The sequence below is a fragment of the Mesorhizobium sp. M0152 genome (genome assembly GCF_040322415.1).
Taxonomy (GTDB): Bacteria; Pseudomonadota; Alphaproteobacteria; order Rhizobiales; family Rhizobiaceae; genus Mesorhizobium.
In genome coordinates, this window is sequence record NZ_JAMYTH010000002.1 from 229,902 (window position 1) to 254,369 (window position 24,468).

Consider the following 24,468-nt stretch of genomic DNA (forward strand, 5'->3'; position numbering starts at 1 on the left):
ACACGCCCCTTCCGGCCGCTTTGGACATGAGCCTATCCGACATCGACGATTGGTGTCGGGTAGCGCAGCAATTGACAGGCGGGAACGATGGCGGCTCTTGACGTTAAAATGATCCTCTCGCTTGTCGACAAGGCAAGCGGCCCGGCTAAGGGCATCATGGCCCGCCTCTTCGGCGGCAAAGGCAAGAACGGCAACGTCATGGACGGGGCCGGCATGTCCGCGACCGCCGCGAATGGCGCTATGATGATGCTCAACCGCACGATGGCGACGTTCGCCGCCGGGGCGGCCGGCTACGTCGGCTTCAAGGCTATGATCGGCGGAGCCATCGACCTTGAGGCGGCGCTCACTGACGTTCAAAAGAAAGTCAGCATGGGGCCGGCGGAATTCGCCAAGCTTACCAACCACATCAAGCAGCTTGCCCGCGAAACGCCGCTCGCCGCAACGGAGATCGCCGGCCTAGTGGCGCAGGCGGGCCAATTCGGCATCGCCAACGAAGACTTGCTCCGCTTTGCGCAGCTTGGATCGAAGGCCGCCATCGCGTTCGAAATGAGCGCGACGCAATCTGCCGACAGCCTGTCGCAAATCAAGAATTCTCTGAAGCTGAATATGGATCAGCTTACGGAGTACGCGGACGCCATCAACTACGTCGCGGACAGCACCGGCTCTAGCGAAGAGCAGCTAGTCGACTTTGTGCTTCGCACTGGCGCGGGCGCTATGGCGGCTGGCATCAAGCCTACGGACCTTCTCGCGATCGGCTCGGCGATGACTGAAGTCGGCATTTCCTCAGGGCGCGCTGGCACGTCGGTCAATGCGATGATCACGAAAATGTCGGGCCTCGAAAAGAAAAAGGGCGCGGTCGCGGTTCTCGATAAGATCGGCGGCAAGGGTTACTCGAAAAAGCTCCAGAAGGAATTTTTCGAGAACCCTACGATCGCCCTGACCAAGATGCTGAAGCTCACGACGCAAATGTCGCGGCCCGACCGCGCGAAGTTCTTCACCGATCTTTTCGGCTTGGAGACGCAAGACGAGGCGAACGCTCTGGCGGGCAACATCGACAAAGTCGTCGCGACTATGGAGAAGCTGAAGGATACGTCGAAATTCGCCGGCTCCGTCCAAAAGACATTTGAACTCTTCGCGGCCACGACGGAGCAGCAGTGGAAGCGCTTCACGAACAACGTCGGCCTCGCGGCCTCGGCCATGGGAGCGCACCTTCTCCCGGCCATCAACGGTTCGCTCGACTACCTCAACACGTTCTTTGCCACGGCGGAGGGCCGGGTTTCGGTATTCGATCGGCTGTCGACGGCGGCGAACGGGTTCTTCAACGGCCTCGGCTACAAGGGCGGCGCGGCTGAAGCGCTGTCGGGCGTTGCTACCAATCTGAAGGCGATCCGCGACCTCATTTTCGGGGTCGAGGGCGACGCCATGAGCGGTAACAAGCTCGGCGAAATGTTCCACCAATGGCAGACGTTCGGGGCGAGCCTGCATGACAGCCCGATCGCGACCATCCTTGACAGCCTGGCGCACGCCAGCATCGGCGATCTCGGCGGCGGATTGCTTGCAGCCTCGGTCGGCATGGGCGCTTTGTCGATCGCGTCCAGCATCGCGCTTGCACCGCTTCGCGGTATCCTGGGCATCCTGAAGGGCATTGCGGCAACCGCCTACACTCTGTCCGGCCTCCGGATGGCGAAGTGGATTGCGGGCCTGGCTGGCGGCGGCTCCGCTACCGCTGGCGGCGGCAGGGCTTTGGGCTGGCTTGCGGGCCTGGCCGGATCGGGTCCGGCTCTTGGCCTGGCGGCGGCGGTCACGACATACAAGGCGCTGGAGGCGAAGGGGCCGGCCGATACTCGGCTCTTCCACCCCGACCAGTACCCGAACGCCAACAATGAAAGCAGGGCGCGCACCGGAAACCCGCTCACCGGGAAGACGGAGCCGGCCCCGCCTTCGACGCCAGTCCAGACGCCGGAGCCTTTCAGCTTCGGTGGCCTGTGGCGCGATCTCATGGCCCCGATGCCGAAAGCCAATGCCGGCCTCGACGCCGTCAAGGCAAAGGCGGAGCAGACCGGCGCGTCCATGCAGCAATCGTTGAACGTGACGGCGGCCCCGGTTGTCGACACGTCTTCGATCGACGCTGCGATTGAGAAAGCGAGCCGCCTTAACTCGATCCTGTCTTCGGCGGGATCGGCGGCGGCTGGCGTTAGCGCCAACGTGGGCGGCAAGGTCAACACCGCACTTCGGCAAAATCTCGCCGACGGAGGTCAATAATGTCCGGACCCGTTACCATGTCTCTCGGCCGGTTCGCGTTCGAAGCGCTCGGCTTCAGCTATACCGATGTCTCGCGTTCCCTTGAAACGCCCTGGCAAGGTATAGCGGTCGCCAGCGGCTTCGACACGCTGCAATGGACCGGCCCGAAGTCGGACGGCGTCTCGATCAAGGGCGTTCTCTTCCCGGTCGCTCTTGGCGGGGCGGCCGGGCTGGAGGGCATCCGCAAGGCAGCAATCGCCGGAACGCCGCTGATGCTCGTCTCGCTCGGCGGGCAAATCTTCGGCAACTACGTGGTCGAGGGCGTCAAGGAAGATCGCGCCTATCACGATCGCGTCGGCACGCCGCGCCAGAACGGCTATGAGATCAGCCTCAAATTCTATCCCGGCATTGCGGGCGGCAACGCGCCGATCTCGCTCGGCGGCATCTTGAACTTGGGGCTCTGACATGGCGACCTATTCTTGCATCCAGGGCGACATGGTCGACACGATCTGCGCCGCCTATTACGGCGAGGAAAGCGGCTACACCGAAGCCGTCTTAGAGGCCAATCCCGGCCTCGCCGATCTCGGCCCGGTTCTCCCGGCCGGGACCATCGTCAAGCTTCCCTCGATCTCGGCCGCCGACGTTGGCGACGAGAGCGAAATCGTCCGGCTTTGGGATTAGACCATGACGCCTCAAATCGAGATCACAGTCGACGGCAAGCCCGTCTCCGGCGTCTTCTACTCGCGCCTGATTTCCATTCGGGTCACGGACAAGGAAGGGACGCGGTCGGACACAATCGACCTGAAGCTCGATGACAGCCATCCGTTCGCGGAAATCCCGCGCCGTGGAGCGAAAATCTCTGTGGCGATGGGCTATCGGGAGACGGGCGTGCAGTCGATGGGCGAATTCGTCGTCGACGAGGTCGAGCTTGAATGCCTGCCCTACGCGATCAATGTCCAAGGCAAGGCCGCGGATATGCGCGAAACGCTGAAGGCGCACAAGAACCGGCATTGGGACGATATGACGGTCAAGGACATCGTTTCCGAGATCGCGGGCGATCATGGCCTTTCTCCGGCCGTGAGCGACGCTGTGGGCGACCACAACTACAAATGGTTTGGACAGGTCGACGAAAGCGACATGAGCGTTTTAGATCGGCTGGCGGCACGGCACGACGCGCTCTTCACAGTTAAGGACGGCAAGCTGATCTTCGCGGAGAAGGGCGCCGGCAAATCGGCGTCTGGAAAGGCTGTCGGCGGTTTCATCTTGACGCCGGACAAGATCGTCCAGGGGACGTGCAAGGTGTCGATGTCGGATCGAGGCAGTTTCGGCAAGGTGGTAGGCTACTATCAGGACAAAGACGACGCGGAGCGAAAAGAGATCGAGGTCGAAAGCGACGTGTCGGACAGCCCGGCGGTCTACCGCCTCCGCGAGGCGTTCTCGTCGGAAGAGGAAGCGACCAAGGCCGCCAGGTCCAAGTCGAAGAATTTGAGCCGGGGCGGCCTCACCACGGCGGTTACGGCGCTCGGCGACACTTCCATCCGCGCGGGCGGCGGCTTCGCCTACGGCAACGTGCGGCCGGGCGTGGACGGCATTCCGTGGATCATCGAAACGGCGGAGCATAGCTTCTCGAAATCGGACGGCTACAAGACGGCCATTCAAGGCAAGGTCAAGTCGGGCGATAGCGAAAAATCAGCCACGGCGGCCGACAAGACCAACGGCACCGAACGCGCGGCCAAGGATAAGGCGGGCGCGGCAGCAGTCGGTTCCGGCTCGACTGGAGGCTCCGGCGCTCCGGCCGACATTGGTGGCAACGTCATAAGCGGCGACGGGCCGGAATAGGATAGCAAGCGTCTCTCCGGCGCTTGCAAAGAGGGCGGCGGCTTGATCTCTTCGGGAGGTCGCCGCCGCCCCGACTTTTGTGTCTGTGGACAGAATTTTTTGCGACTATGCAAATCAGTCGATGTTCTCCTAGTGTTCTCTTCTACAGGCAACCTCCTGTTTCAACTCCGGACCCGGCCATCGCGCCGGGTTCTTTTTTTGTACGGGGCGCATTTGACGCCCTCCGCCCGCCTGCGCTACCTCGTCGCCGAATGGAATTTCCGGAGGCAACATGAGCAATATGAAACTGGCGGGCTTGGCGATTGGTGCGGCGCTAGCGCTTCTCGCCGTCGATGCGGTTGTTCGGCGCGGGCAGATGGCGGAAGGCTTCGCGGCCGATATCACCAAAATCATTGACAAGGCCGACGCCGGCAACACCATCAAGCCGTCCAGCGTCTCGATCCCGCTCTCGATGGCGCTCCCGATCTCGGTTGCCTCGCAATGGGAGGGCTATTTCACCATGGCCCGCAAGAATGGTTCCGTGATCAGCGACACTTGCGCCGCGATGGGCGTCCCATTCACTGTCCGCACAGTGGCCGACGGCCAATACGGGATAGAGATCGCGCCCGACAACGCCCAAAAGATTTGGGACTGTCAGTGACCGGCGCACGCCTGAAGATCCGCCTGGCTTACCAGCGAGGCTTTCAGGTTGTCGATGGCAGCACGATCTTGAATACCTTCCCGACGAAAGAAGAGGCTTTCCAATTCCTCGTTGATCGTGACGCGCGCGTCTGGCTCGATTGGGGGAGAACCGTGATCGGGGGCCGGACGGCTCCGTTCGACTATGCGGCGAGTTTTTTGCAGGAGAGCGTCGGACGCATAAGACAAGAGCAGCATCCGCCCTCGGCCGGAATATGGCTCTGGTCATGCTTCGAGAACGGAGCGCGCGGCAAGACGGAGATCAAGGACGAAGCGGTCTTCCAGGTGGAGCGAGCCTTCACGCGCTTTGTCGTGAAAGCCGATTGGCGGTAGTTTCAGGTAGGGTTTCAGGTAGGTAGCGATTTTCGGGAAATGCTAAGTCATTGTTTTTTCTGGTCGGAGTGGCAGGATTTGAACCTGCGACCCCCTCGTCCCGAACGAGGTGCGCTACCAGGCTGCGCTACACTCCGTGACCAGACCGCGGGCTTATAACCGCCATACCTCGTTCCTGCAAGCGGCAATGGCAGCCCTTCTGTCGCATTTCATCAGCTTTCACCGTGCATGTCGTCGCCGGGAGGATTTTCCCAGGAATAAACACGGTTTAAATGCTTTGTGTGGTAGCCAAGATCTCGACAGTCTGTGATGCAGCCGCTCGGAGTTTTCCAGTCTTGACCCCCAGGATCGTTGGCGAGGCGCGACCCAACAGCTTCGAATTCGAAACCGCCGCACTGATCAGTCCGTCCGGCTTTCGCGAATACGATGCGCGCTGGTGGTTCGGTCATACCGGCTCGACGGTGCCGCCGGAGCTCAATCTCGTCGGCGTCCAGGCACTCGGCATGGGGCTCGGCACGTTGATCCGCCGCCTTGGCGCCGGCCCCGATATCGTCACCGGGCATGATTTCCGTTCCTATTCGCTTTCGATCAAGCTGGCGCTGGTGTCCGGGCTGATGGCAGCCGGCGCGCGGGTAACGGATATCGGCCTCGCTCTGTCGCCGATGGCCTATTTCGCCCAATTCGCTCTCGACATGACTTCAGTCGCGATGATCACTGCTTCGCACAACGAGAATGGCTGGACCGGCGTCAAGATGGGTGCGGCGCGCCCCCTGACTTTCGGTCCGGAAGAAATGAGCGCGCTGAAAGCGATCGTGCTCGCCGCCGATTTCGATCTCATTGGCGGCGGCTCGTATGATTTCGTCCGCGATTTTCGCGCGACCTATCTCGATGACCTCACTCGGGAAAAACGCATCACCCGAAAACTGAAAGTGGTCGCCGCTTGTGGCAACGGCACCGCCGGCGCCTTTGCGCCGCAGGCACTGGAACGTATCGGCTGCGAGGTCATTCCGCTCGATGTCGAACTCGACCACACCTTTCCGCACTACAACCCCAACCCGGAAGACATGCAGATGCTGCATGCCATCAGGGACAAGGTGCTGGAGACCGGCGCCGATGTCGGTCTTGGCTTCGATGGCGACGGCGACCGCTGCGGCGTCGTCGATAATGAAGGCAACGAGATTTTCGCCGACAAGGTTGGCGTGATGCTGGCGCGCGACATCTCCAGCCAGCATCCCGGCTCGACCTTCGTCGTCGACGTCAAGTCGACCGGCCTGTTCAACACCGACGCAGTGTTGCGCGCCAACGGTGCCGTCACCGATTACTGGAAGACCGGCCACTCCCACATCAAGCGCCGTGTCGCCGAACTGGGCGCGGTCGCCGGCTTCGAGAAGTCAGGCCACTTCTTCTTCAATGCGCCGATCGGGCGCGGCTATGACGACGGCCTGGTCACGGCCATCGCCATCTGTCAGATGCTGGACCGCAACCCGGGCAGATCGATGGCCGATCTCTTTCATGCGCTGCCGCTGACCTTCGGCACGCCGACCATGTCGCCGCACTGCGGGGATGATGTGAAGTATGCCGTGGTCGAGCGCGTGGTGTCGGATTTTCAGGCGATGAAGCGCGAAGGGGCGATTTTCGCCGGGCAGAAAATATCGGACCTCATCACCGTCAACGGGGTGCGCGTCGTCGCCGAGGATGGCACCTGGGGACTGGTGCGCGCCTCGTCGAACAAGCCCGAGCTTGTCGTGGTGGTGGAGAGCCCGGTATCGTCCGACCGCCGCCGGCAGATGTTCGACGCCGTCGACGCCGTGCTGCGGCGCAGCCCGGAAGTGGGCGCCTACAACCAGATTTTTTGAATGGTAGTCGAATGACCGAGCGCATCGTCAGTTTCGTCATGAGCGGCGGCGTCGGCTCGCGGCTGTGGCCGCTGTCGCGCGAGGACAATCCCAAGCAGTTCCACGATCTGTCCGGCGACGGCTCGATGTTGGCCAAGACCTTGCGTCGGCTGGCAGCGCGGCCGGAAGGTGAAACGCCGATCTTCCTGATCGCTTCGGAGCGCCACGCCGAGCGGGTCCATGCCGACCTTGCTGGCCTCGATCTCGCCGGCGGTGGTCCGCTGTTCGAGCCGACCGGACGCAACACCGCCGCCGCCGTCGCGCTGGCGACGCTACGCACTCTGTCGGAGTTCGGCGACAGCCTGGTGCTGGTGGTGCCGTCCGATCACGAGATATCGACGTCGAGCCAATTCTGGCGGAGCGTCGAGGCGGGTGCCGAGGCGGCGCGCGCCGGCAGGTTGGTGGTGTTCGGCATCAAGCCCGCCCAGCCCGAGACCGGCTACGGCTATATCGAGGTCGCGGCCGACAGGGCCGGTGTCTTCGACGTCTCGCGTTTCGTCGAAAAGCCGGACCTTGCGACGGCGCGGGGCTATCTCAAGGCCGGAAACTTCTATTGGAACACCGGCATCTTCCTGTTTCGGGCCAGCGCCATGCGCGATGCCTTCGCGGCTTTCGAACCGAAGATATGGCAGACGACCGAAACCGCCTATTTGGCAGCGACATCGGATCTTTCCGGCCTCTACATGCCGATTGAGCTCTACACCGCCATTCCCTCTACCTCGATCGACTACGCCATCATGGAGCGGGCGGAGCATATCGCCATGGTGCCGGCCGGCTTCCGCTGGAACGACCTCGGCTCCTGGCAGTCGCTGCTCGATGTCGGTCCGTCCGACAGCAAGGGCAATGTCATCGTCGGCGATGTCGTCGCCATCGATTGCGAGAATTCCTATATCCGTGGCGACGGCCGCTTGCTGTCGGCGATCGGCATGAAGGACGTCGCCATCGTCTCGACATCGGACGCCACTTTCGTCGCCCCGGTCAGCCACAGCCAGCACGTCAAGAAGATCGTCGAACAACTCGAAAAGTCGGGTCGGCTGGAGGCCAGGTTCACACCGGCGCATGATCGCGTCATCGAAAGCGGCGCCTGGCGGCGGCGCGTGCATCACTGGCTGTTCCAGGAAACCTTGCCGCTATGGTCGACTTCAGGCGTCGACGACCGCCATGGCGGGTTCCACGAAGCGCTTGGCCTCGACGCCTCGCCGCTGATGAAGCCCAAACGCATGCGCACCCAGGCCAGGCAGGTCTATGCTTTCGCCGTCGCCAAGGCGCGCGGCTGGAACGGTCCGGCCGATCGGCTGATCAGCCACGGTATCGGGTTCATGGCCGGGAAGGGCCGCACCGGCAAGGGCGGCTGGGTGCGCACGCTGAATGTCGACGGCTCTGTCGTCGACGCCACCGAAGACGCCTATGACCATTCCTGCGTGCTCCTGGCGCTGGCGCATGCGCACATGTCCGGCAACCCAGACGCCTTGCGGCTCGGCGAAGAGACCTTCGCCTTTCTCGATGCGCATCTCGAGGATCGTCGCATGACCGGCTTCCTGGAGACATCGGACGGCGAGGGCGAGCGGCGCTCCAACCCGCATATGCATCTGCTCGAGGCCTTTCTGGCCTGGCATCAGGCGACAGGCGAGCGCGCCCATTTGCGGCGCGCGGCGCGCATTATCGACCTCTTCCGCAGTCATTTCTTCGATCCGGAAAGCTGGACGCTCGGCGAATATTTCGATGCCGAATGGAAACCCTCCGCAGGTGAGAAAGGTACGTGGACAGAGCCCGGCCACCACTTCGAATGGGCCTCGCTGCTGGTCGATTTCGCTCGGCGCAGCGGCCAGGCCGAATTGAGCGGCTTCGCCAGGAAGCTCTATGCCTCGGCCATCGCCAATGGCCTGAATCGTGCCACTGGTCTCGCTTATGGCGCCGTCTCGCGGCAAGGCCTGCCGCTGGATCGCGTCTCGCGCAGCTGGCCGCAGGCCGAGGCAATCAAGGCCGCGATCGCGCTCGATGGATCGGGCGGTCCCGATCTGAAGCCGGAGATCGAGGCGCGTGTCGGCCGGTTGTTCCGCTGGCACATCGACCCGGCGCCGCTCGGCTTGTGGATCGACCGCATCGACGAACGCGGCCGCTCGCTGGCATCAGACGTGCCGGCCAGCATCTTCTATCATCTGGTCTGCGCGCTGACCCAGTATCTAGATGGGACGGCGGAGAAGGCGACTTGAGAGCCGTTGCACTCCGTCAGGCCCCCCTCTGCCCTGCCGGGCATCTCCCCCTCAAGGGGGGAGATTACGCGCTTCAACGCTTTCGCTAATTTTCAACGTTGCAAAGAGGGGTTGGCGCCAAAGTAGCCGATCTCCCCCCTTGAGGGGGAGATGCCCGGCAGGGCAGAGGGGGGTGCTTCGCGCCGGCCACTCAATACGGGCTCGCCACATCCCCCGTCTCGACATACACCGACTTCAACTGCGAATAGAGTGCCAGTGCGGCCAGCGAATTCTCCCGGCCGATGCCGGACTGCTTGAAGCCGCCGAAGGGGATTTCCACCGGCGTCAGGTTGTAGGCATTGATCCAGCACGTGCCGGCCTGCAATTCGGCGATGACGCGGTGGGCGCGCGGCAGGTCGCGGGTGAAGACGCCTGCGGCAAGACCGAATTCGGTATCGTTGGCGCGGTCGATCACCTCGTCCTCGCCGTCGAACTTCAACACGCTCATCACCGGTCCGAAAATTTCCTCGCGGGCAATGCGCATCGTGTCGGTGACGCCGGTGAACACCGTCGGCTCGACGAAGAAGCCACCGTCAAAGCCCTGCAGCGAAGGCATGTTGCCGCCGCAGGCCAGCGTCGCCCCGTCCTGCTTGCCGATCTCGATATAGCCGATCACCTTGTCGTGCTGCGCTTTCGAGACCAGCGGTCCCATCTGGGTCTCGGGGTCGAGCGGATCGCCGATGCGGATTTTCTTCGTCCGCTCTATCAGACGGTCGACGAAGCGATCGTGGATGCCGCTCTGCACGAAAACGCGCGTGCCGTTGGAACAGATCTGGCCGGTCGAATAGAAATTGCCGAGCATGGCGCCGCCGATGGCGTTCTCGATGTCGGCATCGTCGAAGACGATCAGCGGCGACTTGCCGCCAAGCTCCATCGTCGCATGCTTCATCTTCGAGCCGGCAAGCGACAGCACCTTTCGGCCGGTCGGCACCGAGCCGGTCACCGAGACCTTGGCGACGACGTCGTGGCCGACAAGCCCGGCGCCGACATCGCCGTAACCCTGCACGACGTTGAACAGCCCGTCGGGCAACCCGGCTTCGCTGTAGATCTCGGCCAGCGCGAGCGCCGAAAGCGGCGTGTTTTCCGACGGCTTGAACACCATGGCGTTGCCCATGGCGAGCGCCGGTGCCGATTTCCAGCCGGCGATCTGGATGGGGTAGTTCCAGGCGCCGATGCCGACACACACGCCGAGCGCTTCGCGCCTGGTGTAGGCGAAGGGGCCACCCAGATCGACAGCCTCGCCATTGTAGGTGGCGACCGCGCCGCCGAAATATTCGAGGCAGTCGGCGGCCGAAGGTGCGTCCGCGACCAACGTCTCTTGGATTGCCTTGCCGGTGTCGAGTGTCTCGATCCGCGCAAGGTCGGCGTTGCGGGCGCGCAAAATGTCGGCGGCGCGGCGCAGGATGCGTCCGCGCTCCACCGGCTTCAGCCGCGCCCAGGGCGGCTGCGCGGCACGTGCCGCCTCGATGGCGAGCTCCAGAACGTTCGGCGTCGCCGAGCGCAGCATGGCGATGGTCTCGCCGGTTGCGGGATAGATGACCGGCAGCGGCGCGCCTTGCTCATCATCGATGTAGCGTCCGTTGACATAGTGCGATGCCGTGGGCTGCGCGCGCATGGGAGGTCTCCGAATTGTCTTTCGCGGCATGCGGATCGTGCGGTGACACGATCATGCGCTATCTGTCCGATACCCGCCAGCGCGGATTGATCCATGGTTCCTGGTTGGACGGTGCCGGCGGCGTGCGCCCGAGAATGTGGTCGGATGCCTTCTCGCCGGTCATGATCGACGGCGCGTTGAGATTGCCGTTGGTAACCCGCGGAAAGATCGAGGAATCGGCGACCCGCAGTCCGTCAATGCCGATGACCCGGCACTCCGGATCGACGACGCTCATCAGATCGTCGGCGCGGCCCATCTTGCAGGTGCCGCAAGGATGGTAGGCGCTCTCGGCATGATCCCTGATGAAGATGTCGAGATCGTCATCCGACTGCACATGGCTGCCCGGCGAGATTTCCTTGCCGCGATAGGCGTCGAATGCCGGCTGGCCGAAGATTTCGCGGGTCAGCCTTATGCAGTGGCGGAACTCCGTCCAGTCGTCGGGATGCGACATGTAGTTGAAGCGGATCACCGGCTTCGATTTCGGGTCCGGCGAGCGCAGCGTCACCGAGCCGCGCGACTTCGATCGCATCGGTCCGACATGCGCCTGGAAGCCATGCAACTTCGCCGCCGCCTTGCCGTCATAGCGAACCGCCGCCGGAATGAAATGGTACTGAATGTCCGGATAGTCGACGCCGGCGCGCGAGCGCACGAAGGCCGCCGCCTCGAAGTGATTGGTGGCGCCGAGACCGGACTTGAAGAACAGCCATTGCGCGCCGATCAGCGCTTTCGAGAACGGGTTCAGCACCGAATTGAGCGTGATCGGCAGCAATGATTCCTGCTGGATATAGAGCTCCATGTGGTCCTGCAAATTGCGGCCGACGCCGGGCCGGTCGGCCACGACAGGGATGCCATTTTCGCGCAAATGCTCGGCCGGGCCGATGCCGGACAGCATCAGGATCTTGGGTGAATTGATCGACGACGCGGCGACGATCACCTCGCGTCGCGCCTTAACGACTTGAATCTGTTTGTGAGCCTCGATCTCGACGCCGACGGCGCGTTGATTCTCGATGATCACGCGCCGCGCAAAGCCTTTGACCAGATTGACGTTTTTGCGCCCGAGGGCCGGCTTCAGATAGGCTGATGCAGCCGACCAGCGCCGGCCGCCGCTTATGGTCTGCTCCATCGGCCCGAAGCCTTCTTGCTTGGCGCCATTGTAGTCGTCGGTCAGTTCGAACCCGGCCTGGCGGCCGGCCTCGACGAACGCACCGTAGAGCGGATTGCGCCGCGAGCCGCGCTGCACGTGCAGCGGGCCACCGTGACCGCGCCAGCCATCTTCGCCGCCGTTCGCGTCTTCCATGCGCTTGAAATAGGGGAGCACGTCGGCAAAGCCCCAACCGGCCGCGCCCTGTTCGACCCAGTGGTCGAAGTCGCGGGCATGGCCGCGCACATAGACCATGCCGTTGATCGAGGACGAGCCGCCGATGACCTTGCCGCGCGGTGTCGCCAGCACGCGGCCGCCGAGATGTGGCTCCGGCTCGCTGGCAAAGCCCCAGTCGTAGAGGCTCATGTTGAGCGGGATCGATAGCGCTGAAGGCATCTGGATCAGCGGCCCGATGTCCGACCCGCCGAATTCGATGACGATGACCGAATGCTTGCCGTCCTCCGACAGCCGATAGGCCATGGCCGAGCCGGCCGAACCGGAGCCGATGATGACGAAATCCGCTTCAAGCATGGTTCATATGCGCCCATCGTTCATATGCGTGATGAAATCGGCGAGCGAGACATTGCCGCCGGTTGCCACCACAAGGACGGTCTTGCCCTTCACATCCACCTTGCCGCCGAGCAGTGCCGCAAGGGACGCGGCGCCTGACGGCTCGAGCACCAGCTTCATGCGCTCGAAAGCGATCCGCATGGCGCGCCGCACCGATTGATCGTCGACGGTGATGCCGCGAACGCCGGCGGTTTTGACCGCAGCGAAGGGTGCATCGCCCGGCCGGCGCGACATCAGTCCGTCGCAGATCGATTTTGGGCCGATCGGCATCGTCTCGATACTGCCACGCGCCAGCGACGAGCCCATGCCGTTGAAACCTTTCGGCTCGACGCCGATAATCTCGGTAGCGGGAGACAGGTAGTGGAAGGCGAGCGAAACGCCGCCGATCAATCCACCGCCACCGACCGAACAGAACAACAGGTCGGCGCTGGCCTCCTTGGCCGCGAGCTGGTCGAGCGCTTCCAGCCCGGCACCGGCCTGGCCGGCGACGATTTCCGGATCGTCGAAGGGATGCAGCAGCGCCAGCCCTTCCGTTTCGGCGATCTCGCGCGCCTTGGCGGCCGCGACTTCCTCACGCGCACGCTCGCCGTGGTCGGTCAGCACGACGCGGGCTCCGTAGCCCGCCGTGGCGTCGCGCTTGGCGGCCGGCGCATCGATCGGCATGACGATGGTCACGGGAATGCCGAGCGCCTGGCCGGCGGCGGCCAGCCCTTGCGCGAAATTGCCGGATGAATAGGCGACGACGCCTTCCCTGGCCTCGTCAGCCGAAAGCTGCTTCAAACGCCAGTAAGCGCCGCGCACCTTGAACGAGCCCGCCCATTGCAAAGATTCCGGCTTGATGAAGATTCGGGCCGCACCGGTCTCACGCGCGAGTGCCGTCGATTCCAGCAGCGGCGTGATCTGCGTCGCCCGGGAGGTGACGGCATAGGCCTGCCTGAGATGGTCGAGGGACGGGACGAGAAGGTCTGCCATCATTCGCCTCGCGGGAAACGTTTCTGCTCTTCGAGCACGTTGAGATCCATGTGATTGCGCATGTAGCGCTCCGAGGCCTTTTGCAGCGGCTGGAACTCCCAGGGGTAGTGCGTGCCGTTGCGCAGCGCTGGATAGACCACCCAGCGCCGCGCCTGGCTGGCCCGCACGGCAGCGTCGAAAGCCGCCATGTCCCAGCGCGTGCGGACCTTTTCCGTGAAAGCCGCCACCAGATCGGCATGCGCCGGATCGGTGGCCAGGTTGCACAGCTCGTGGGGGTCGGATTCGATATCGTAGAGTTGCGGCGGATCGATCTCGCAGTGGATGAATTTGTAGCGGCCGTCGCGGATCGCCACCAACGGCGCATTCGAGCCTTCGGCGGCATATTCCATCAGCACGGGCGCGGTGCGCTGCTTGCCATCCAATAGCGGCAGCAGCGACTGGCCATCGGTCCAGGGCGCGATCGCGCTCATGTCGATGCCGGCGAGATCGCACAGCGTCGGCGTCACGTCGAGATTGGAAACAGGCGCCTCGATCAGGCCGGCCGGCACGCCCTTTCCGGCGATCATCAGCGGGACCCGCGCCGAGCCTTCGAAGAAGCACATCTTGAACCACAGTCCCCGCTCGCCGAGCATATCGCCGTGATCCGAGCAGAACAGGATGATCGTGTCGTCGAGCATCCTCGTGCGTTCCAGCACCGACAACAATTCGCCGACCTTATCGTCGAGATAGGAAATGTTGGCGAAGTAGCCGCGCCGCGAGCGGCGGACCTGCTCCGCCGTGATGTCGAAACTGTCGTAGTCGGACGCCCTGTAGAGCCGCTGCGAATGCGGATCCTGCTTGTCGTAAGGGATGAAGCCCACTTCGGGTTCGAGCGCGGGGCAGTCCTCGTAGAGATCCCAATACTGGCGCCGCGCCACATAGGGATCGTGCGGATGGGTGAAAGAGACGGTCAGGCACCAGGGTCGATGCGCGGTCTCGTCGGAAACGCGGGCGAAATCATAGAGTTTCTGCACCGCGTGGAAGGCGACCTCGTCGTCATACTCCATCTGGTTGGTAATTTCCGCCACACCCGCGCCGGTGACCGAGCCGAGATTGTGATACCACCAGTCGATGCGCTCGCCGGGTTTGCGATAATCCGGCGTCCAGCCGAAATCGGCCGGATAGATATCGGTGGTCAGTCGCTCCTCGAAGCCGTGCAATTGGTCCGGGCCGACGAAGTGCATCTTGCCAGACAGGCAGGTGTGATAGCCGTCGGAGCGCAGATGATGGGCAAAGGTCGGGATCGACGAAGCGAACTCGGCGGCGTTGTCATAGACTTCGGTACGCGACGGCAATTGGCCGCTCATGAACGAGGCGCGGCCCGGCGCGCAGAGCGGCGAGGCCGTGTAGTTGTTGGCAAATCGTGCCGAGCGCGCCGCCAGCGCTTTCAGATGCGGAGCATGCAGGAAGGCTGCCGGCCCGTCCGGGAACAAGGTCCCGTTGAGCTGGTCGACCATGACGATCAGGAAATTGGGCCGCTTCGTTGTCACTGCCTGCACCGCTCGCCGAGTTTGGTTTCGAGATAGTCCTCGACCAGCGCGATCGCGGTCGCGGCGTCAGGCACGCCGTCCTTCAATGCACGCCTGATATAGAGCCCATCTATCATCGCCGCCGTCGCTTCGGCGACGCGGTCGGCTTCGGCTCTGGGCAGGATCCCGGTCAACCCGCTCATCAGGTTCGAATGCAGCCGCCGCGCATAGACCCTGAGCAATCGGCGCAGCGAGGACGATTTCTGCGCCTCGACATAGAAGGCGAGCCAGGCGGCGATGGTCTGCGGCCGGAACTGGATGTCCGAGAAGTTGACGGCCACGACCGCCGAGACGCGTTCGCGTGGCGTGCCGGCGGCCTGAAGGGCGCGCAACGTGTCGGCGGTCAGTTCGGCCAGGATGTGCCGCATCGTCGCCAGCAGCAACTCGTCCTTGGCGCCGAAATAATGATGGGCTAGGGCCGACGACACTCCGGCGCGTCCGGCGATTTCGGACATGGTTACGTCGAGCGAACCGCGCTCGCCGATCGCCGAGATCGTCGCGTTGATGAGCGCCTTGCGGCGCATTGGCTCCATTCCGACTTTCGGCATGCTGTTCCCGGCGTTTGCATCGAGTTTATTTTTTATTGACGGGTCAATCAACAAAGAATCGACCCGATTGCAACCTGCACCAAGCGATTGTCTGATTCCGGCCCTTTTCGAGGCGGGTCGAATTGTTTATATTTGAACAATAAAGGCGAGATGCGCCGTGAGCCACTTACTAGGCAGGCGCCAAGCATGGAGACCGCCATGACCGCATGCATCGTTGGCTGGGCGCATTCGCGCTTCGGCAAGCTCGAAGGTGAGACGCTTGAGAGTCTGATCGTCAAGGTCGCTACGGACGCGCTCGATCATGCCGGCGTCGGTCCTGACGAGGTCGACGAGATCGTGCTTGGCCATTTCAACGCCGGTTTTTCCGCCCAGGACTTCACCGCCAGCCTGGTTCTTCAGGCAGACGACCGGCTCCGCTTCAAGCCGGCGACGCGCGTCGAGAACGCTTGCGCCACCGGGTCGGCGGCGGTCAGGCAAGGCATCCGCGCCATCGATGCAAACGCCGCCCGCATCGTGCTGGTGGTCGGCGCCGAGCAGATGACGACGACGCCTGGTCCCGAGATCGGCAAGAACCTGCTCAAGGCTTCCTATCTGCCTGAGGACGGCGAGACGCCGGCGGGCTTCGCCGGCGTTTTCGGCAAGATCGCGCAGGCTTATTTCCAGCGCTACGGCGACCAGTCCGATGCGCTGGCCATGATCGCCGCCAAGAACCACAAGAACGGCGTCGACAATCCCTATGCGCAGATGCGCAAGGATTTCGGCTATGAATTCTGCCGTCAGGAGAGCGAAAAGAACCCCTTCGTTGCCGGCCCGTTGAAGCGTACGGACTGCTCGCTAGTCTCCGACGGTGCCGCCGCCCTTGTCCTTGCCGACACGGCGACCGCCTTGAAAATGCGCCGCGCCGTCGCTTTCCGCGCCAACGAGCATGTGCAGGATTTCCTGCCGATGTCGAAACGCGACATCCTGTCGTTCGAGGGCTGCGAACAGGCCTGGGCTCGCGCGCTGAAGAACGCCGGCGTGACCCTCGACGATCTCTCCTTCGTCGAGACGCATGACTGCTTCACCATCGCCGAACTGATCGAATATGAGGCGATGGGCCTGGCAAAGCCGGGTGAGGGCGCAAAACTGGCCCTGGACGGCACGACGGCCAAGGATGGCCGCCTGCCGGTCAATCCCTCCGGCGGCCTGAAGGCCAAGGGCCATCCGATCGGTGCCACCGGAGTGTCGATGCATGTCCTGACCGCCATGCAGCTTGTCGGCGAAGCCGGCGGCATCCAGATACCGGGCGCGAAACTCGGCGGCATCTTCAACATGGGTGGCGCGGCGGTCGCCAACTACGTTTCCATTCTCGACCGGATCAGATAAACCGCCCGAATTACCGCGCAGCGCGCCTTTTAGCGGACGCAAAGGACGTTGTAACGCTTTGATTCGGCGCACGCTCTCCAAAGTCGGTTCCGATTTTCGAGATCGTGCGCCATCGGGAGGTGACATGACAGATCCGGTACTGATCGAGGTTCTGCGCGGCGCGATCGTCGAGAGCGCACACCGTGGTGCCGTCGCGGTCTTCGATGCCGACGGCAAGTCGGTCTGGGAGATCGGCGATACCTCGAAGCCGGTGTTTCCGCGCTCCGCCGTCAAGGCGATCCAGGCGCTGCCGCTGGTCGAAAGCGGCGCGGCCGATGCGTATGGCTTCGGAAACCGCGAACTGGCGCTCGCCTGCGCATCCCATTCGGGCGAGCCGGCGCATGTTGAACTGGCGCGATCCATGCTGGCCAGGGCCGGGCTGGACGGGTCGGCGCTCGAATGCGGCGCGCATTGGCCGTCCAACCATGGCGCGGAGATCGCACTCGCCCGCGCCGGCGAGTTGCCGAACGCGCTGCACAACAATTGCTCCGGCAAACATTCCGGTTTCCTCTGCACCTGCGTTCATTCCGGCATTGCGCATCGCGGCTATGTCAAGGCGGATCACGCCTTGCAGGACATGGTGCGCGACGCGATGCAGGCGGTAACCGGTGCCATTCATGGCCCCGACGAGCGGGCGACCGATGGCTGTTCGATCCCGACCTATGCGGTGCCGCTGAAGAGCTTTGCACTCGGCTTTGCCCGCATGGCCACGGCACGAGGCTTCGGCCCGGAGAGGGCCAAGGCCGCGAAGCGTCTGCTGGCGGCCTGCATGGCCGAGCCGTTCTTTGTCGCCGGCACCGGCCGCGCCGACGTCGCTTTGATGGAAGCCGCGCCTGGGCGGATTTTTGTCAAGGGCGGCGCCGAGGGCGTCCACTGTGCCGCAATTCCGGAACTTGGCCTCGGCATCGCGCTCAAATGCGACGATGGCGCCGGCCGCGCCGGCGAAGCCATCGTTGCCGCTGTCCTAGCCAAGCTGTTGCGCGCGGACCAGGCCTTGGCGGCGAAGCTGCTCGAACTGGCAAACGCACCGATCGCAAGCCGGATCGGCGCCAAGGTCGGAGGCCTCAGGCCGACCGCAGCCTTGAATTGAAAGTCGGCACTCAACTGACGTGATTGCGCTCGACGCTCAGATGCGCAAAGCCGGTATCGTCCGATGACGTCAGGTCACCGGTTGCCGGCTCGGCCCAGCGATGGCCGACAATGGCGCCGTTCAGTGCGCCGTCGATGACATTGTCCGATATGACCGCCGTGCCGGCGCCCTCGACCACGGACACGACAATGCCCGTTCCAGCCTTGCGGATGATGTTCCCGGTGGCCACGACGTTGCGCAAATAAGGCCCCCAGCCGATCGACATGCCGTAGAGTGGCGCGTTCTCGATGACGTTGTTGGAGACGGTCGTGTCGGCCTCGACGCCGATGCCAACGCCAAATCCGGGCGAATCTGCGGGGTAGGGGCCGCTGGTCGACAGATTGCGCACGATGTTGCCGGAGCAGACACCCATGCGGCCGCCTTCGTTGAAGTTGACGATCGAGATGCCGTTGGCGGCGCCATCGACGATGTTGCTGCTGATGATCGCGCCCTCGAACGAGAATTCGGAATAGACTGCGGTCTCCCCCGAACGCGAGCAGGTATTGCCTGAAATCTGGAGATTGCTGGCACTGTTGGCGCGGATGGCGGAGAAGGCGCAATCCTCGACGATGTTGCCCGAAATGACGACATTCCCGGCCCGGAAAGCATTGATGCCATTGCCGTTCTGGCCGGTTCCGCCACTGCGCGCCGTAATGCGCTGGACGCGGTTGTCGGTGACCATGGTGCCGTCTTCCGCCGCCTGCCAGCGGTGCACGAGGATGCCGCCATTGGCGCAATCGGAGACGGTATTGCCTGATATCGTCAGTCCGCCGGCCTCGACCGAATAGATGCCGGCATCGGCGGCCCCCGATATTTCCGAACGCTCGACGCGACCCGCCGCATGTTCCAGCGCCAGTCCGTTCTTGCCGCTGCCGGTTATCTGGCAATTGTCTATCGCCAGGTGCGCGACGCGGCGCAGGTCGAGCAGCCCTTGCGCGTAGTCGCCTATCGAGCGGTTCGCGCCATCGAAGACCAGTCCGTTGAGTTCGATATGCTCGGCCTGTTCGGCCATCAAGAGGTGGCCATCGCCGCCATAGACGATCCGCGTCGCGCCCGGCACGCCGGAAAGCCGCACACGGCTGGGCAGCGAGAGGTTTGACACCACATAGGTGCCCGGCGGCAGGAACACTGGCATGTCGCGGCCGCTCGCGTCACGCAGCAGCCTGGCGAAGGCCTTGCTCTGATCGTCGAAGGTGCCGGGTTGGACGCCAAGTTCGGTGGCGTTGATCGAACCACGCATCGAGGCTTTCTCGATGCCGGTCAGGCTGGCGGCCGCCGCCCTGCCAAGAGAGAGGCCCATTACGGCAAAGCCGGCGGTCTGCGTCAGCAGCGTTCGTCTGTTCAACATCGGCACAGGTCCTGGTGTTCAATGTTGGCTTCGCAGGAATCGTGCCAGACGCTGTGCTTCGCCCTGGAGGCAACGACAATGGCTTGTGGAGTAGCCTTTAGGCGCCTAAGTTCATGGGATGAGCAGAGCTTTCACTCGCGAGGAAGACAGCGAAAACGCCATCGCCGGCGTCGGCGAGCGGCCGATCAGCCACCATCGCAATCTGGTGACGGAGCGCGGCCTGGCGATGATCGAGGACAACCTGGCCGATCTGCGCGACATACTGGCAAAGGCCGAGAGGCGGAGCGACCGCGAGCGCATAGCGGTCGTTTCGCGCGACCTCCGCTACTGGACCGCGCGGCGGGAAAACGCGGAGCTTTCCGTGCCGGGGCCGGGCAGCGACTTGGTACGCTTCGGCATGGGCGTCACGCTCGAGGGCGACGACGGCAGGAAAGTGCACTGGAAAATCGTCGGCGAGGACGAAGCCGATCCGGCCAAAGGCACGATTTCGCACGTGTCGCCCATGGCGGTCGCCCTGTTCGGCAAGAAGGTCGGCGAAATTGCCGTGGTCAACGGCAAGGAATGGGAAATCGTCAAGCTCTCCGACAATTAGTCTTCAAGCTTGGCGACATGGTCGCGGAAGAAAGCCGCGGCTCCGGCTTCATCGATATCACCTGAAGCTACGGCCATGGTGAATTCGTAAAGCGTCCCGTTATCGGCTGTCAGGACGTGGCCGTTTACGATCAAAAATGCGCCGGCGGCCACGATGGCAGTCCGTTTGTTGCCGTCGACAAAGGCATGGTTCCTCGCAATGCCGAAGACATAGGCGGCTGCGAGATCTTCAACCGAAGGGTCTCCATAGTTGGCCTTGTTCTCGGCCCGGGCGAGCGCCGATTCAAGAGCATTTTCATCTCTTAGACCCTGCGCCCCGCCGTGCCTGCGCAATTGCTCGGCATGCATCGCTTCGACCGCGCGACGTGACAGAAACTCCCAGGTCATTCCGCGAGTTTCTGAAGTGCGACCTTGTACTTGTCCATGACCTTGCGAGCGGCTTCCATCTGGCGCTCGAAGCTATCGTCGACCGGCTCAAGGGCAATACCCTTGTCCGTTTCGACGATCTGGAGCTGATCACCTGTCTTCATGTTCATACGGTCGAGAATTTCCTTCGGCAGGATCACACCTTCGGAATTGCCGATCTTGCGAATGGTCGTGTTCATGACGAATTATCCTGTTGCAACACCTATTATAACGCCCGAGGCGCGCTGTTGCAACAGAAATTATAACAAGGCTATCAGCCCGCCAGCAGCCGCTCCATAAGCCGATCCGCTGCTTCTGGAATGACTGTGCCCGGCGGGAAGATTTCCGCCGCGCCGGCTTCTCGCACCGCTTGGTAGTCCTGTGGCGGGATGACGCCGCCGGCGACGATCAGCATGTCGCCGCGGCCCAGCTTTTTCAGCGCATCGCGCAACTCGGGGATCAGCGTCAGATGCCCCGCCGCCAGCGACGAGGCGCCAACGATATGAACGTCATGCTCGACCGCCAGCCTTGCGATCTCCTCCGGTGTCTGGAACATCGCACCGACGGTGACGTCGAAGCCAAGATCGGCGAAGGCCGTGGCGATGACTTTCTGCCCACGGTCATGACCATCCTGTCCCATCTTGGCGACGAGGATGCGTGGCTTGCCGCTGAATTTCTTCTCGAAGACGTCAAGCTTGTCCTTCAACCCGTCGACCACGGGGTTGTCGCCAAGCGTCTTGCGGTAGACACCGGAAATGGTCTGCACCGTCGCGACGTGGCGGCCAAAGGTTTTTTCCAACGCCAACGAGATTTCGCCGACCGTGGCATTGGCGCGCGCGGCGCGAATGGCGAACTCCAGCAGGTTCTCATTGCCCTGCGCGGCACGGGTCAGCGCATTGAGCGCGTCTTCGACGGCGGCGACATCGCGCGTGCCCTTCAGCCGCTGCAACTTCGACAATTGCCGGGCCCTGACCTCGGCATTGTCGATCTTCAGCACGTCGACCTCGATGTCGGTCTCCGGGCGATGCGCGTTGACGCCGACCAGCATCTGCTCGCCGGAATCGATGCGCGCCTGCGTGCGCGCCGCCGCTTCCTCGATGCGCAGCTTTGGAATGCCCTTCTCGGTCGCGGCGGCCATGCCGCCGAGGGCCTCCACCTCCTCGATATGGGTAAGCGCACGCGCCGCCAGGTCGTGCGTCAGCCGTTCGAGATAGCCGGAGCCGCCCCACGGATCGATGATGCGCGTGGTGCCGGATTCCTTCTGCAGGATGAGCTGCGTATTGCGGGCGATGCGCGCCGAGTGGTCTGTCGGCAGCGCCATCGCCTCGTCGAACGAGTTGGTGTGGAGCGATTGGGTGTGGCCCTGCGTCGCCGCCATCGCCTCGATCATGGTGCGGATAATGTTGTTGTAAGGGTCTTGCGCCGTCAGCGACCAACCCGAGGTCTGGCAGTGAGTGCGCAGCGACAGCGAGCGCTCGTCCTTCGGCGCGAAGTTCTTCTTCATCAGGGTCGCCCACAACAGGCGCGCGGCCCTGAGTTTGGCCACCTCCATGAAGAAGTTCATGCCGATCGCCCAGAAAAAGGACAGGCGCGGCGCGAAGCGGTCGATGTCGAGGCCCGCCGCAACGCCGGCGCGGGCATATTCGATGCCGTCGGCGATCGTATAGGCAAGCTCCAGGTCGGCCGTCGCACCGGCCTCCTGCATGTGGTAGCCGGAGATGGATATCGAATTGAACTTCGGCATGTTCTTCGACGTATAGGAGAAGATGTCCGAAACGATCCGCATCGAAGGTTTTGGCGGATAGATGTAGGTATTGCGGACCATGAACTCCTTCAGAATGTCGTTCTGAATGGTGCCGGCCAGATCCTTCTGCGCGACCCCCTGTTCTTCCGCCGCGACGATGTAAAGGGCCATGATCGGCAGCACCGCGCCGTTCATCGTCATCGACACCGTCATGTCGCCGAGCGGAATCCCGTCGAAGAGCTGCCGCATGTCGAGAATGGAATCGATGGCGACGCCCGCCATACCGACATCGCCGGCAACGCGGGGATGGTCGCTGTCATAGCCGCGATGCGTGGCGAGATCGAAGGCAACGGACAGCCCTTTCTGGCCGGCTGCAAGATTGCGCCGGTAGAAAGCGTTGGATTCCTCGGCCGTGGAGAAGCCGGCATATTGGCGGATCGTCCAGGGTTGCTGGACATACATGGTCGGGTAGGGGCCGCGCACAAAGGGCGGCAGGCCCGGATATGTATCGAGATGCGGCACGCCCTTGAGGTCGCCCGGACCGTAGAGATGCTTGACGACAAGCCCTTCGGGCGTCATCCGCTGGCCCTTCACCTCGACGGGCGCACGGCGCGGCGACACCCAGCCGATCTGGCTGAAATCCGGTATCAAGGAGCAACCCCGACTGATTGATCGATGCGGACCGGAAACAGCGGTTCGCATGTGGTGGCGCCCTCGGTGAAGGCAGTCCGCCGCTCCGCGTCCAGCGTCTCGACCGGCCGCTCGGTCTGCTGCGGATAGAGCGTGGTGCCGACGATAGCCCGCTCGCCTGCCTTGAAGGCGGCGTCACGTCGAGCGGAGGCTGCGCGAACGCGCTGCTGGATATGTCCATCCTGAAGGCTGGACAACACACCTCCCTCGGCCTCGATCGCCTGCAACTCCGCCCATGCCGCTTCGCACAGGTTGCCGGTCAGCGCTTCGACCGCTCCAGAACCGCAGGCAGGATCGGCGACATGGTCGATATGGCTTTCATGGGCCATGATCAACTGAGCATTGCGGGCGACGCGGCGGGCAAAGGCCGCCGGCAGGCCGTGCGCGATGGTATGCGGCAGAATGGAGATGGAATCGGCTCCCCCCGCGGCCGCTGCGAAGCAGCCGATCGTCGTGCGCAGGATATTGGTTTCCGGGTCCAATGCCGTCATCATCCGAAACGATGTCTCGGCATGGATACTGGCAGTGGAATTCGGGATCGAGCAGGCTTCCTGCACCCGTGCCCAAAGCCTGCGCAGCGCCCGCACCTTGGCAATTGACAGGAATTGGTCCTGATCGACGCTGAGCGCGAACCCGATATGAGGGGCGGCGTAGACAAGCGGCTGCCGTGCCTTTTCGAACATTCTGAGATAGGAGACAGCCGAAGCGAGCATAGTGCCGAGTTCCTGCGCTTCCGTGGCGCCGGCATTGTGGAAAACGCGCCCGTCCGCCTCGAGCAGCACGCCCGGAACGCCCATCGAGAAGAAATGCGCCAGCGATTGCGGCATCGATTCCTGCAAAGCCTCGATCGACATGCGCAAGCGGCCGGTGCCGGCGAAGATCGCGGCTGGATCGATGCCGAAGGAGAGGTTGAGCTTTGCCGGATCCGAGCGGCGCTTGCCCAGGAACGCCACCAGCCAGTCGGCCATCGGGCGGCTCCACGGGTGCGCGTCGATGCGGATCTGGATACGGTTGAGGGGCACGCCATCCAGCACCGCCTCCAGCGCCTGCGCAGTCCGCGGCAGGCCATAGCCGAATGCATTCGGCGCACCTTCGAAGACGAGCGACAGTCCCGTCGCGCCCTGTTCGATATCCTCCTGCACCTGGGCCTTGGCGCGGCCGACGTCGGGATCGTCGACGCGCTGGCTCACGATCCATGGCGATTTGGGATTGGCGCGCACAATCGGTTCTGCCCCGACCGATCGGTCATAGAGCGGTTCGACGCGGATCGCGTCATCCGTGTGCGAGACCAGTTTTTCCTCGAAGGATGCACCGGCAAGCGCCTTTTCGGCCAGCCCGAGCCATCGCTGCCGGTCGGCGTTCTCAACTTCGGTATCCCTGGTCGAGGCTCCGGCGCCCATCCGTTTTCCTCTTTGTCATTTGGCCGCATCAGCTTGGAGCACTTCAGTCTACGAGCCCCGGTGCGA

21 protein-coding genes and 1 tRNA gene are annotated in these 24,468 nt (G+C 63.3%); 11 read left to right on the forward strand and 11 right to left on the reverse strand.

What is annotated here, in order from left to right:
* The first annotated feature begins 87 nt into the window (after positions 1 to 87).
* The 6 genes from NKJ26_RS03405 to NKJ26_RS03430 all read left to right on the forward strand — a co-directional run bounded on the left by NKJ26_RS03405 (position 88) and on the right by NKJ26_RS03430 (position 5,091).
* Positions 88 to 2,262: a phage tail tape measure protein gene (locus NKJ26_RS03405; RefSeq protein WP_352693691.1), complete on the forward strand. Its 2,175-nt coding sequence runs from the start codon at positions 88 to 90 to the stop codon at positions 2,260 to 2,262.
* Positions 2,262 to 2,705, forward strand: a complete 444-nt coding sequence (locus NKJ26_RS03410) for a phage tail protein (RefSeq protein WP_352693692.1) — start codon at positions 2,262 to 2,264, stop codon at positions 2,703 to 2,705. The genes NKJ26_RS03405 and NKJ26_RS03410 overlap by 1 nt, the downstream gene beginning before the upstream one ends.
* A gap of 1 nt (position 2,706) precedes the next feature.
* Positions 2,707 to 2,922 (forward strand): tail protein X, encoded by a 216-nt coding sequence (locus NKJ26_RS03415; protein WP_352693693.1) that lies wholly within the window; start codon positions 2,707 to 2,709, stop codon positions 2,920 to 2,922.
* 3 nt (positions 2,923 to 2,925) lie between these two features.
* Positions 2,926 to 4,080, forward strand: coding sequence for a phage late control D family protein (locus tag NKJ26_RS03420; RefSeq protein ID WP_352693695.1), 1,155 nt, complete (start codon positions 2,926 to 2,928; stop codon positions 4,078 to 4,080).
* Between the two features lie 271 nt (positions 4,081 to 4,351).
* On the forward strand, positions 4,352 to 4,720 hold the full coding sequence (locus NKJ26_RS03425) for a hypothetical protein (RefSeq protein WP_352693697.1): 369 nt from the start codon (positions 4,352 to 4,354) through the stop codon (positions 4,718 to 4,720).
* Entirely contained in the window at positions 4,717 to 5,091 is a 375-nt protein-coding gene (locus NKJ26_RS03430; RefSeq protein ID WP_352693699.1) for a hypothetical protein, read from the forward strand. The genes NKJ26_RS03425 and NKJ26_RS03430 overlap by 4 nt, the downstream gene beginning before the upstream one ends.
* Before the next feature lie 60 nt (positions 5,092 to 5,151).
* On the opposite strand, the gene NKJ26_RS03435 is transcribed toward NKJ26_RS03430, so the two are convergent.
* Positions 5,152 to 5,228: transfer RNA gene (locus NKJ26_RS03435), tRNA-Pro, on the reverse strand.
* A gap of 198 nt (positions 5,229 to 5,426) precedes the next feature.
* Between NKJ26_RS03435 and NKJ26_RS03440 the strand changes: the two genes are divergently transcribed.
* The gene (locus NKJ26_RS03440) at positions 5,427 to 6,947 is read left to right on the forward strand and encodes a phosphomannomutase/phosphoglucomutase (RefSeq protein ID WP_352693700.1); all 1,521 of its coding nucleotides are present in this window, start codon (positions 5,427 to 5,429) and stop codon (positions 6,945 to 6,947) included.
* 11 nt (positions 6,948 to 6,958) lie between these two features.
* Positions 6,959 to 9,199, forward strand: coding sequence for an AGE family epimerase/isomerase (locus NKJ26_RS03445; protein ID WP_352693701.1), 2,241 nt, complete (start codon positions 6,959 to 6,961; stop codon positions 9,197 to 9,199).
* A gap of 190 nt (positions 9,200 to 9,389) precedes the next feature.
* Here NKJ26_RS03445 and betB read toward each other — a convergent pair whose 3' ends face one another.
* From betB to betI, 5 genes are read right to left on the reverse strand one after another with little or no spacing between them, the layout of a single operon-like run.
* Positions 9,390 to 10,853 (reverse strand): betaine-aldehyde dehydrogenase, encoded by a 1,464-nt coding sequence (gene betB, locus NKJ26_RS03450; protein ID WP_352693703.1) that lies wholly within the window; start codon positions 10,851 to 10,853, stop codon positions 9,390 to 9,392.
* A 58-nt stretch (positions 10,854 to 10,911) separates the two neighbouring features.
* Positions 10,912 to 12,564: a choline dehydrogenase gene (gene betA, locus NKJ26_RS03455; RefSeq protein ID WP_352693704.1), complete on the reverse strand. Its 1,653-nt coding sequence runs from the start codon at positions 12,562 to 12,564 to the stop codon at positions 10,912 to 10,914.
* 3 nt (positions 12,565 to 12,567) lie between these two features.
* Positions 12,568 to 13,578, reverse strand: coding sequence for a threonine/serine dehydratase family protein (locus NKJ26_RS03460; protein ID WP_352693706.1), 1,011 nt, complete (start codon positions 13,576 to 13,578; stop codon positions 12,568 to 12,570).
* A complete protein-coding gene (gene betC / locus NKJ26_RS03465) occupies positions 13,575 to 15,104 on the reverse strand; it encodes a choline-sulfatase (protein ID WP_352693708.1) in 1,530 nt (509 codons plus the stop codon). Before betC ends, NKJ26_RS03460 begins: the two co-directional genes overlap by 4 nt.
* Entirely contained in the window at positions 15,101 to 15,691 is a 591-nt protein-coding gene (gene betI / locus NKJ26_RS03470) for a choline-binding transcriptional repressor BetI (RefSeq protein WP_352693709.1), read from the reverse strand. Before betI ends, betC begins: the two co-directional genes overlap by 4 nt.
* 198 nt (positions 15,692 to 15,889) lie before the next feature.
* Here betI and NKJ26_RS03475 point away from each other — a divergent pair, with 198 nt between their 5' ends.
* Positions 15,890 to 17,056, forward strand: a complete 1,167-nt coding sequence (locus tag NKJ26_RS03475; RefSeq protein ID WP_352693711.1) for an acetyl-CoA acetyltransferase — start codon at positions 15,890 to 15,892, stop codon at positions 17,054 to 17,056.
* 124 nt (positions 17,057 to 17,180) lie between these two features.
* Positions 17,181 to 18,185: an asparaginase gene (locus NKJ26_RS03480; protein ID WP_352693713.1), complete on the forward strand. Its 1,005-nt coding sequence runs from the start codon at positions 17,181 to 17,183 to the stop codon at positions 18,183 to 18,185.
* 10 nt (positions 18,186 to 18,195) lie between these two features.
* On the opposite strand, the gene NKJ26_RS03485 is transcribed toward NKJ26_RS03480, so the two are convergent.
* Positions 18,196 to 19,572 carry a TIGR03808 family TAT-translocated repetitive protein gene (locus tag NKJ26_RS03485; RefSeq protein WP_352693715.1) on the reverse strand — a complete coding sequence of 459 codons (1,377 nt, stop codon included), beginning with the start codon at positions 19,570 to 19,572 and terminating at the stop codon, positions 18,196 to 18,198.
* A gap of 118 nt (positions 19,573 to 19,690) precedes the next feature.
* Between NKJ26_RS03485 and greA the strand changes: the two genes are divergently transcribed.
* Positions 19,691 to 20,164, forward strand: coding sequence for a transcription elongation factor GreA (gene greA / locus NKJ26_RS03490; protein WP_352693717.1), 474 nt, complete (start codon positions 19,691 to 19,693; stop codon positions 20,162 to 20,164).
* Here greA and NKJ26_RS03495 read toward each other — a convergent pair.
* From NKJ26_RS03495 to NKJ26_RS03510, 4 genes are all read right to left on the reverse strand, one after another.
* Entirely contained in the window at positions 20,161 to 20,550 is a 390-nt protein-coding gene (locus NKJ26_RS03495; protein ID WP_352693719.1) for a type II toxin-antitoxin system death-on-curing family toxin, read from the reverse strand. The genes greA and NKJ26_RS03495 overlap by 4 nt on opposite strands.
* Positions 20,547 to 20,768 carry an AbrB/MazE/SpoVT family DNA-binding domain-containing protein gene (locus NKJ26_RS03500; RefSeq protein ID WP_352693721.1) on the reverse strand — a complete coding sequence of 74 codons (222 nt, stop codon included), beginning with the start codon at positions 20,766 to 20,768 and terminating at the stop codon, positions 20,547 to 20,549. The genes NKJ26_RS03495 and NKJ26_RS03500 overlap by 4 nt, the downstream gene beginning before the upstream one ends.
* Positions 20,769 to 20,842: 74 nt before the next feature.
* Complete coding sequence (gene scpA, locus NKJ26_RS03505; RefSeq protein ID WP_352693723.1) at positions 20,843 to 22,963, reverse strand: methylmalonyl-CoA mutase; 2,121 nt, start codon at positions 22,961 to 22,963, stop codon at positions 20,843 to 20,845.
* Positions 22,960 to 24,402 carry a methylmalonyl-CoA mutase subunit beta gene (locus NKJ26_RS03510; protein WP_352693725.1) on the reverse strand — a complete coding sequence of 481 codons (1,443 nt, stop codon included), beginning with the start codon at positions 24,400 to 24,402 and terminating at the stop codon, positions 22,960 to 22,962. Before NKJ26_RS03510 ends, scpA begins: the two co-directional genes overlap by 4 nt.
* Positions 24,403 to 24,468: the final 66 nt, after the last annotated feature.

Excerpts from the sequence above, each read along its gene's own strand:
- NKJ26_RS03485 (WP_352693715.1), bottom strand. The coding sequence starts at position 19,572 with ATGTTGAACAGACGAACGCTGCTGACGCAGACCGCCGGCTTTGCCGTA.
- NKJ26_RS03420 (WP_352693695.1), top strand. The coding sequence starts at position 2,926 with ATGACGCCTCAAATCGAGATCACAGTCGACGGCAAGCCCGTCTCCGGC.
- NKJ26_RS03415 (WP_352693693.1), top strand. The coding sequence starts at position 2,707 with ATGGCGACCTATTCTTGCATCCAGGGCGACATGGTCGACACGATCTGC.
- betA (WP_352693704.1), bottom strand. The coding sequence starts at position 12,564 with ATGCTTGAAGCGGATTTCGTCATCATCGGCTCCGGTTCGGCCGGCTCG.
- NKJ26_RS03510 (WP_352693725.1), bottom strand. The coding sequence starts at position 24,402 with ATGGGCGCCGGAGCCTCGACCAGGGATACCGAAGTTGAGAACGCCGAC.
- greA (WP_352693717.1), top strand. The coding sequence starts at position 19,691 with ATGAGCAGAGCTTTCACTCGCGAGGAAGACAGCGAAAACGCCATCGCC.
- NKJ26_RS03480 (WP_352693713.1), top strand. The coding sequence starts at position 17,181 with ATGACAGATCCGGTACTGATCGAGGTTCTGCGCGGCGCGATCGTCGAG.
- NKJ26_RS03405 (WP_352693691.1), top strand. The coding sequence starts at position 88 with ATGGCGGCTCTTGACGTTAAAATGATCCTCTCGCTTGTCGACAAGGCA.
- betB (WP_352693703.1), bottom strand. The coding sequence starts at position 10,853 with ATGCGCGCGCAGCCCACGGCATCGCACTATGTCAACGGACGCTACATC.
- NKJ26_RS03445 (WP_352693701.1), top strand. The coding sequence starts at position 6,959 with ATGACCGAGCGCATCGTCAGTTTCGTCATGAGCGGCGGCGTCGGCTCG.
- betI (WP_352693709.1), bottom strand. The coding sequence starts at position 15,691 with ATGCCGAAAGTCGGAATGGAGCCAATGCGCCGCAAGGCGCTCATCAAC.
- NKJ26_RS03425 (WP_352693697.1), top strand. The coding sequence starts at position 4,352 with ATGAGCAATATGAAACTGGCGGGCTTGGCGATTGGTGCGGCGCTAGCG.
- NKJ26_RS03410 (WP_352693692.1), top strand. The coding sequence starts at position 2,262 with ATGTCCGGACCCGTTACCATGTCTCTCGGCCGGTTCGCGTTCGAAGCG.
- NKJ26_RS03475 (WP_352693711.1), top strand. The coding sequence starts at position 15,890 with ATGACCGCATGCATCGTTGGCTGGGCGCATTCGCGCTTCGGCAAGCTC.
- NKJ26_RS03495 (WP_352693719.1), bottom strand. The coding sequence starts at position 20,550 with ATGACCTGGGAGTTTCTGTCACGTCGCGCGGTCGAAGCGATGCATGCC.
- NKJ26_RS03500 (WP_352693721.1), bottom strand. The coding sequence starts at position 20,768 with ATGAACACGACCATTCGCAAGATCGGCAATTCCGAAGGTGTGATCCTG.
- NKJ26_RS03460 (WP_352693706.1), bottom strand. The coding sequence starts at position 13,578 with ATGATGGCAGACCTTCTCGTCCCGTCCCTCGACCATCTCAGGCAGGCC.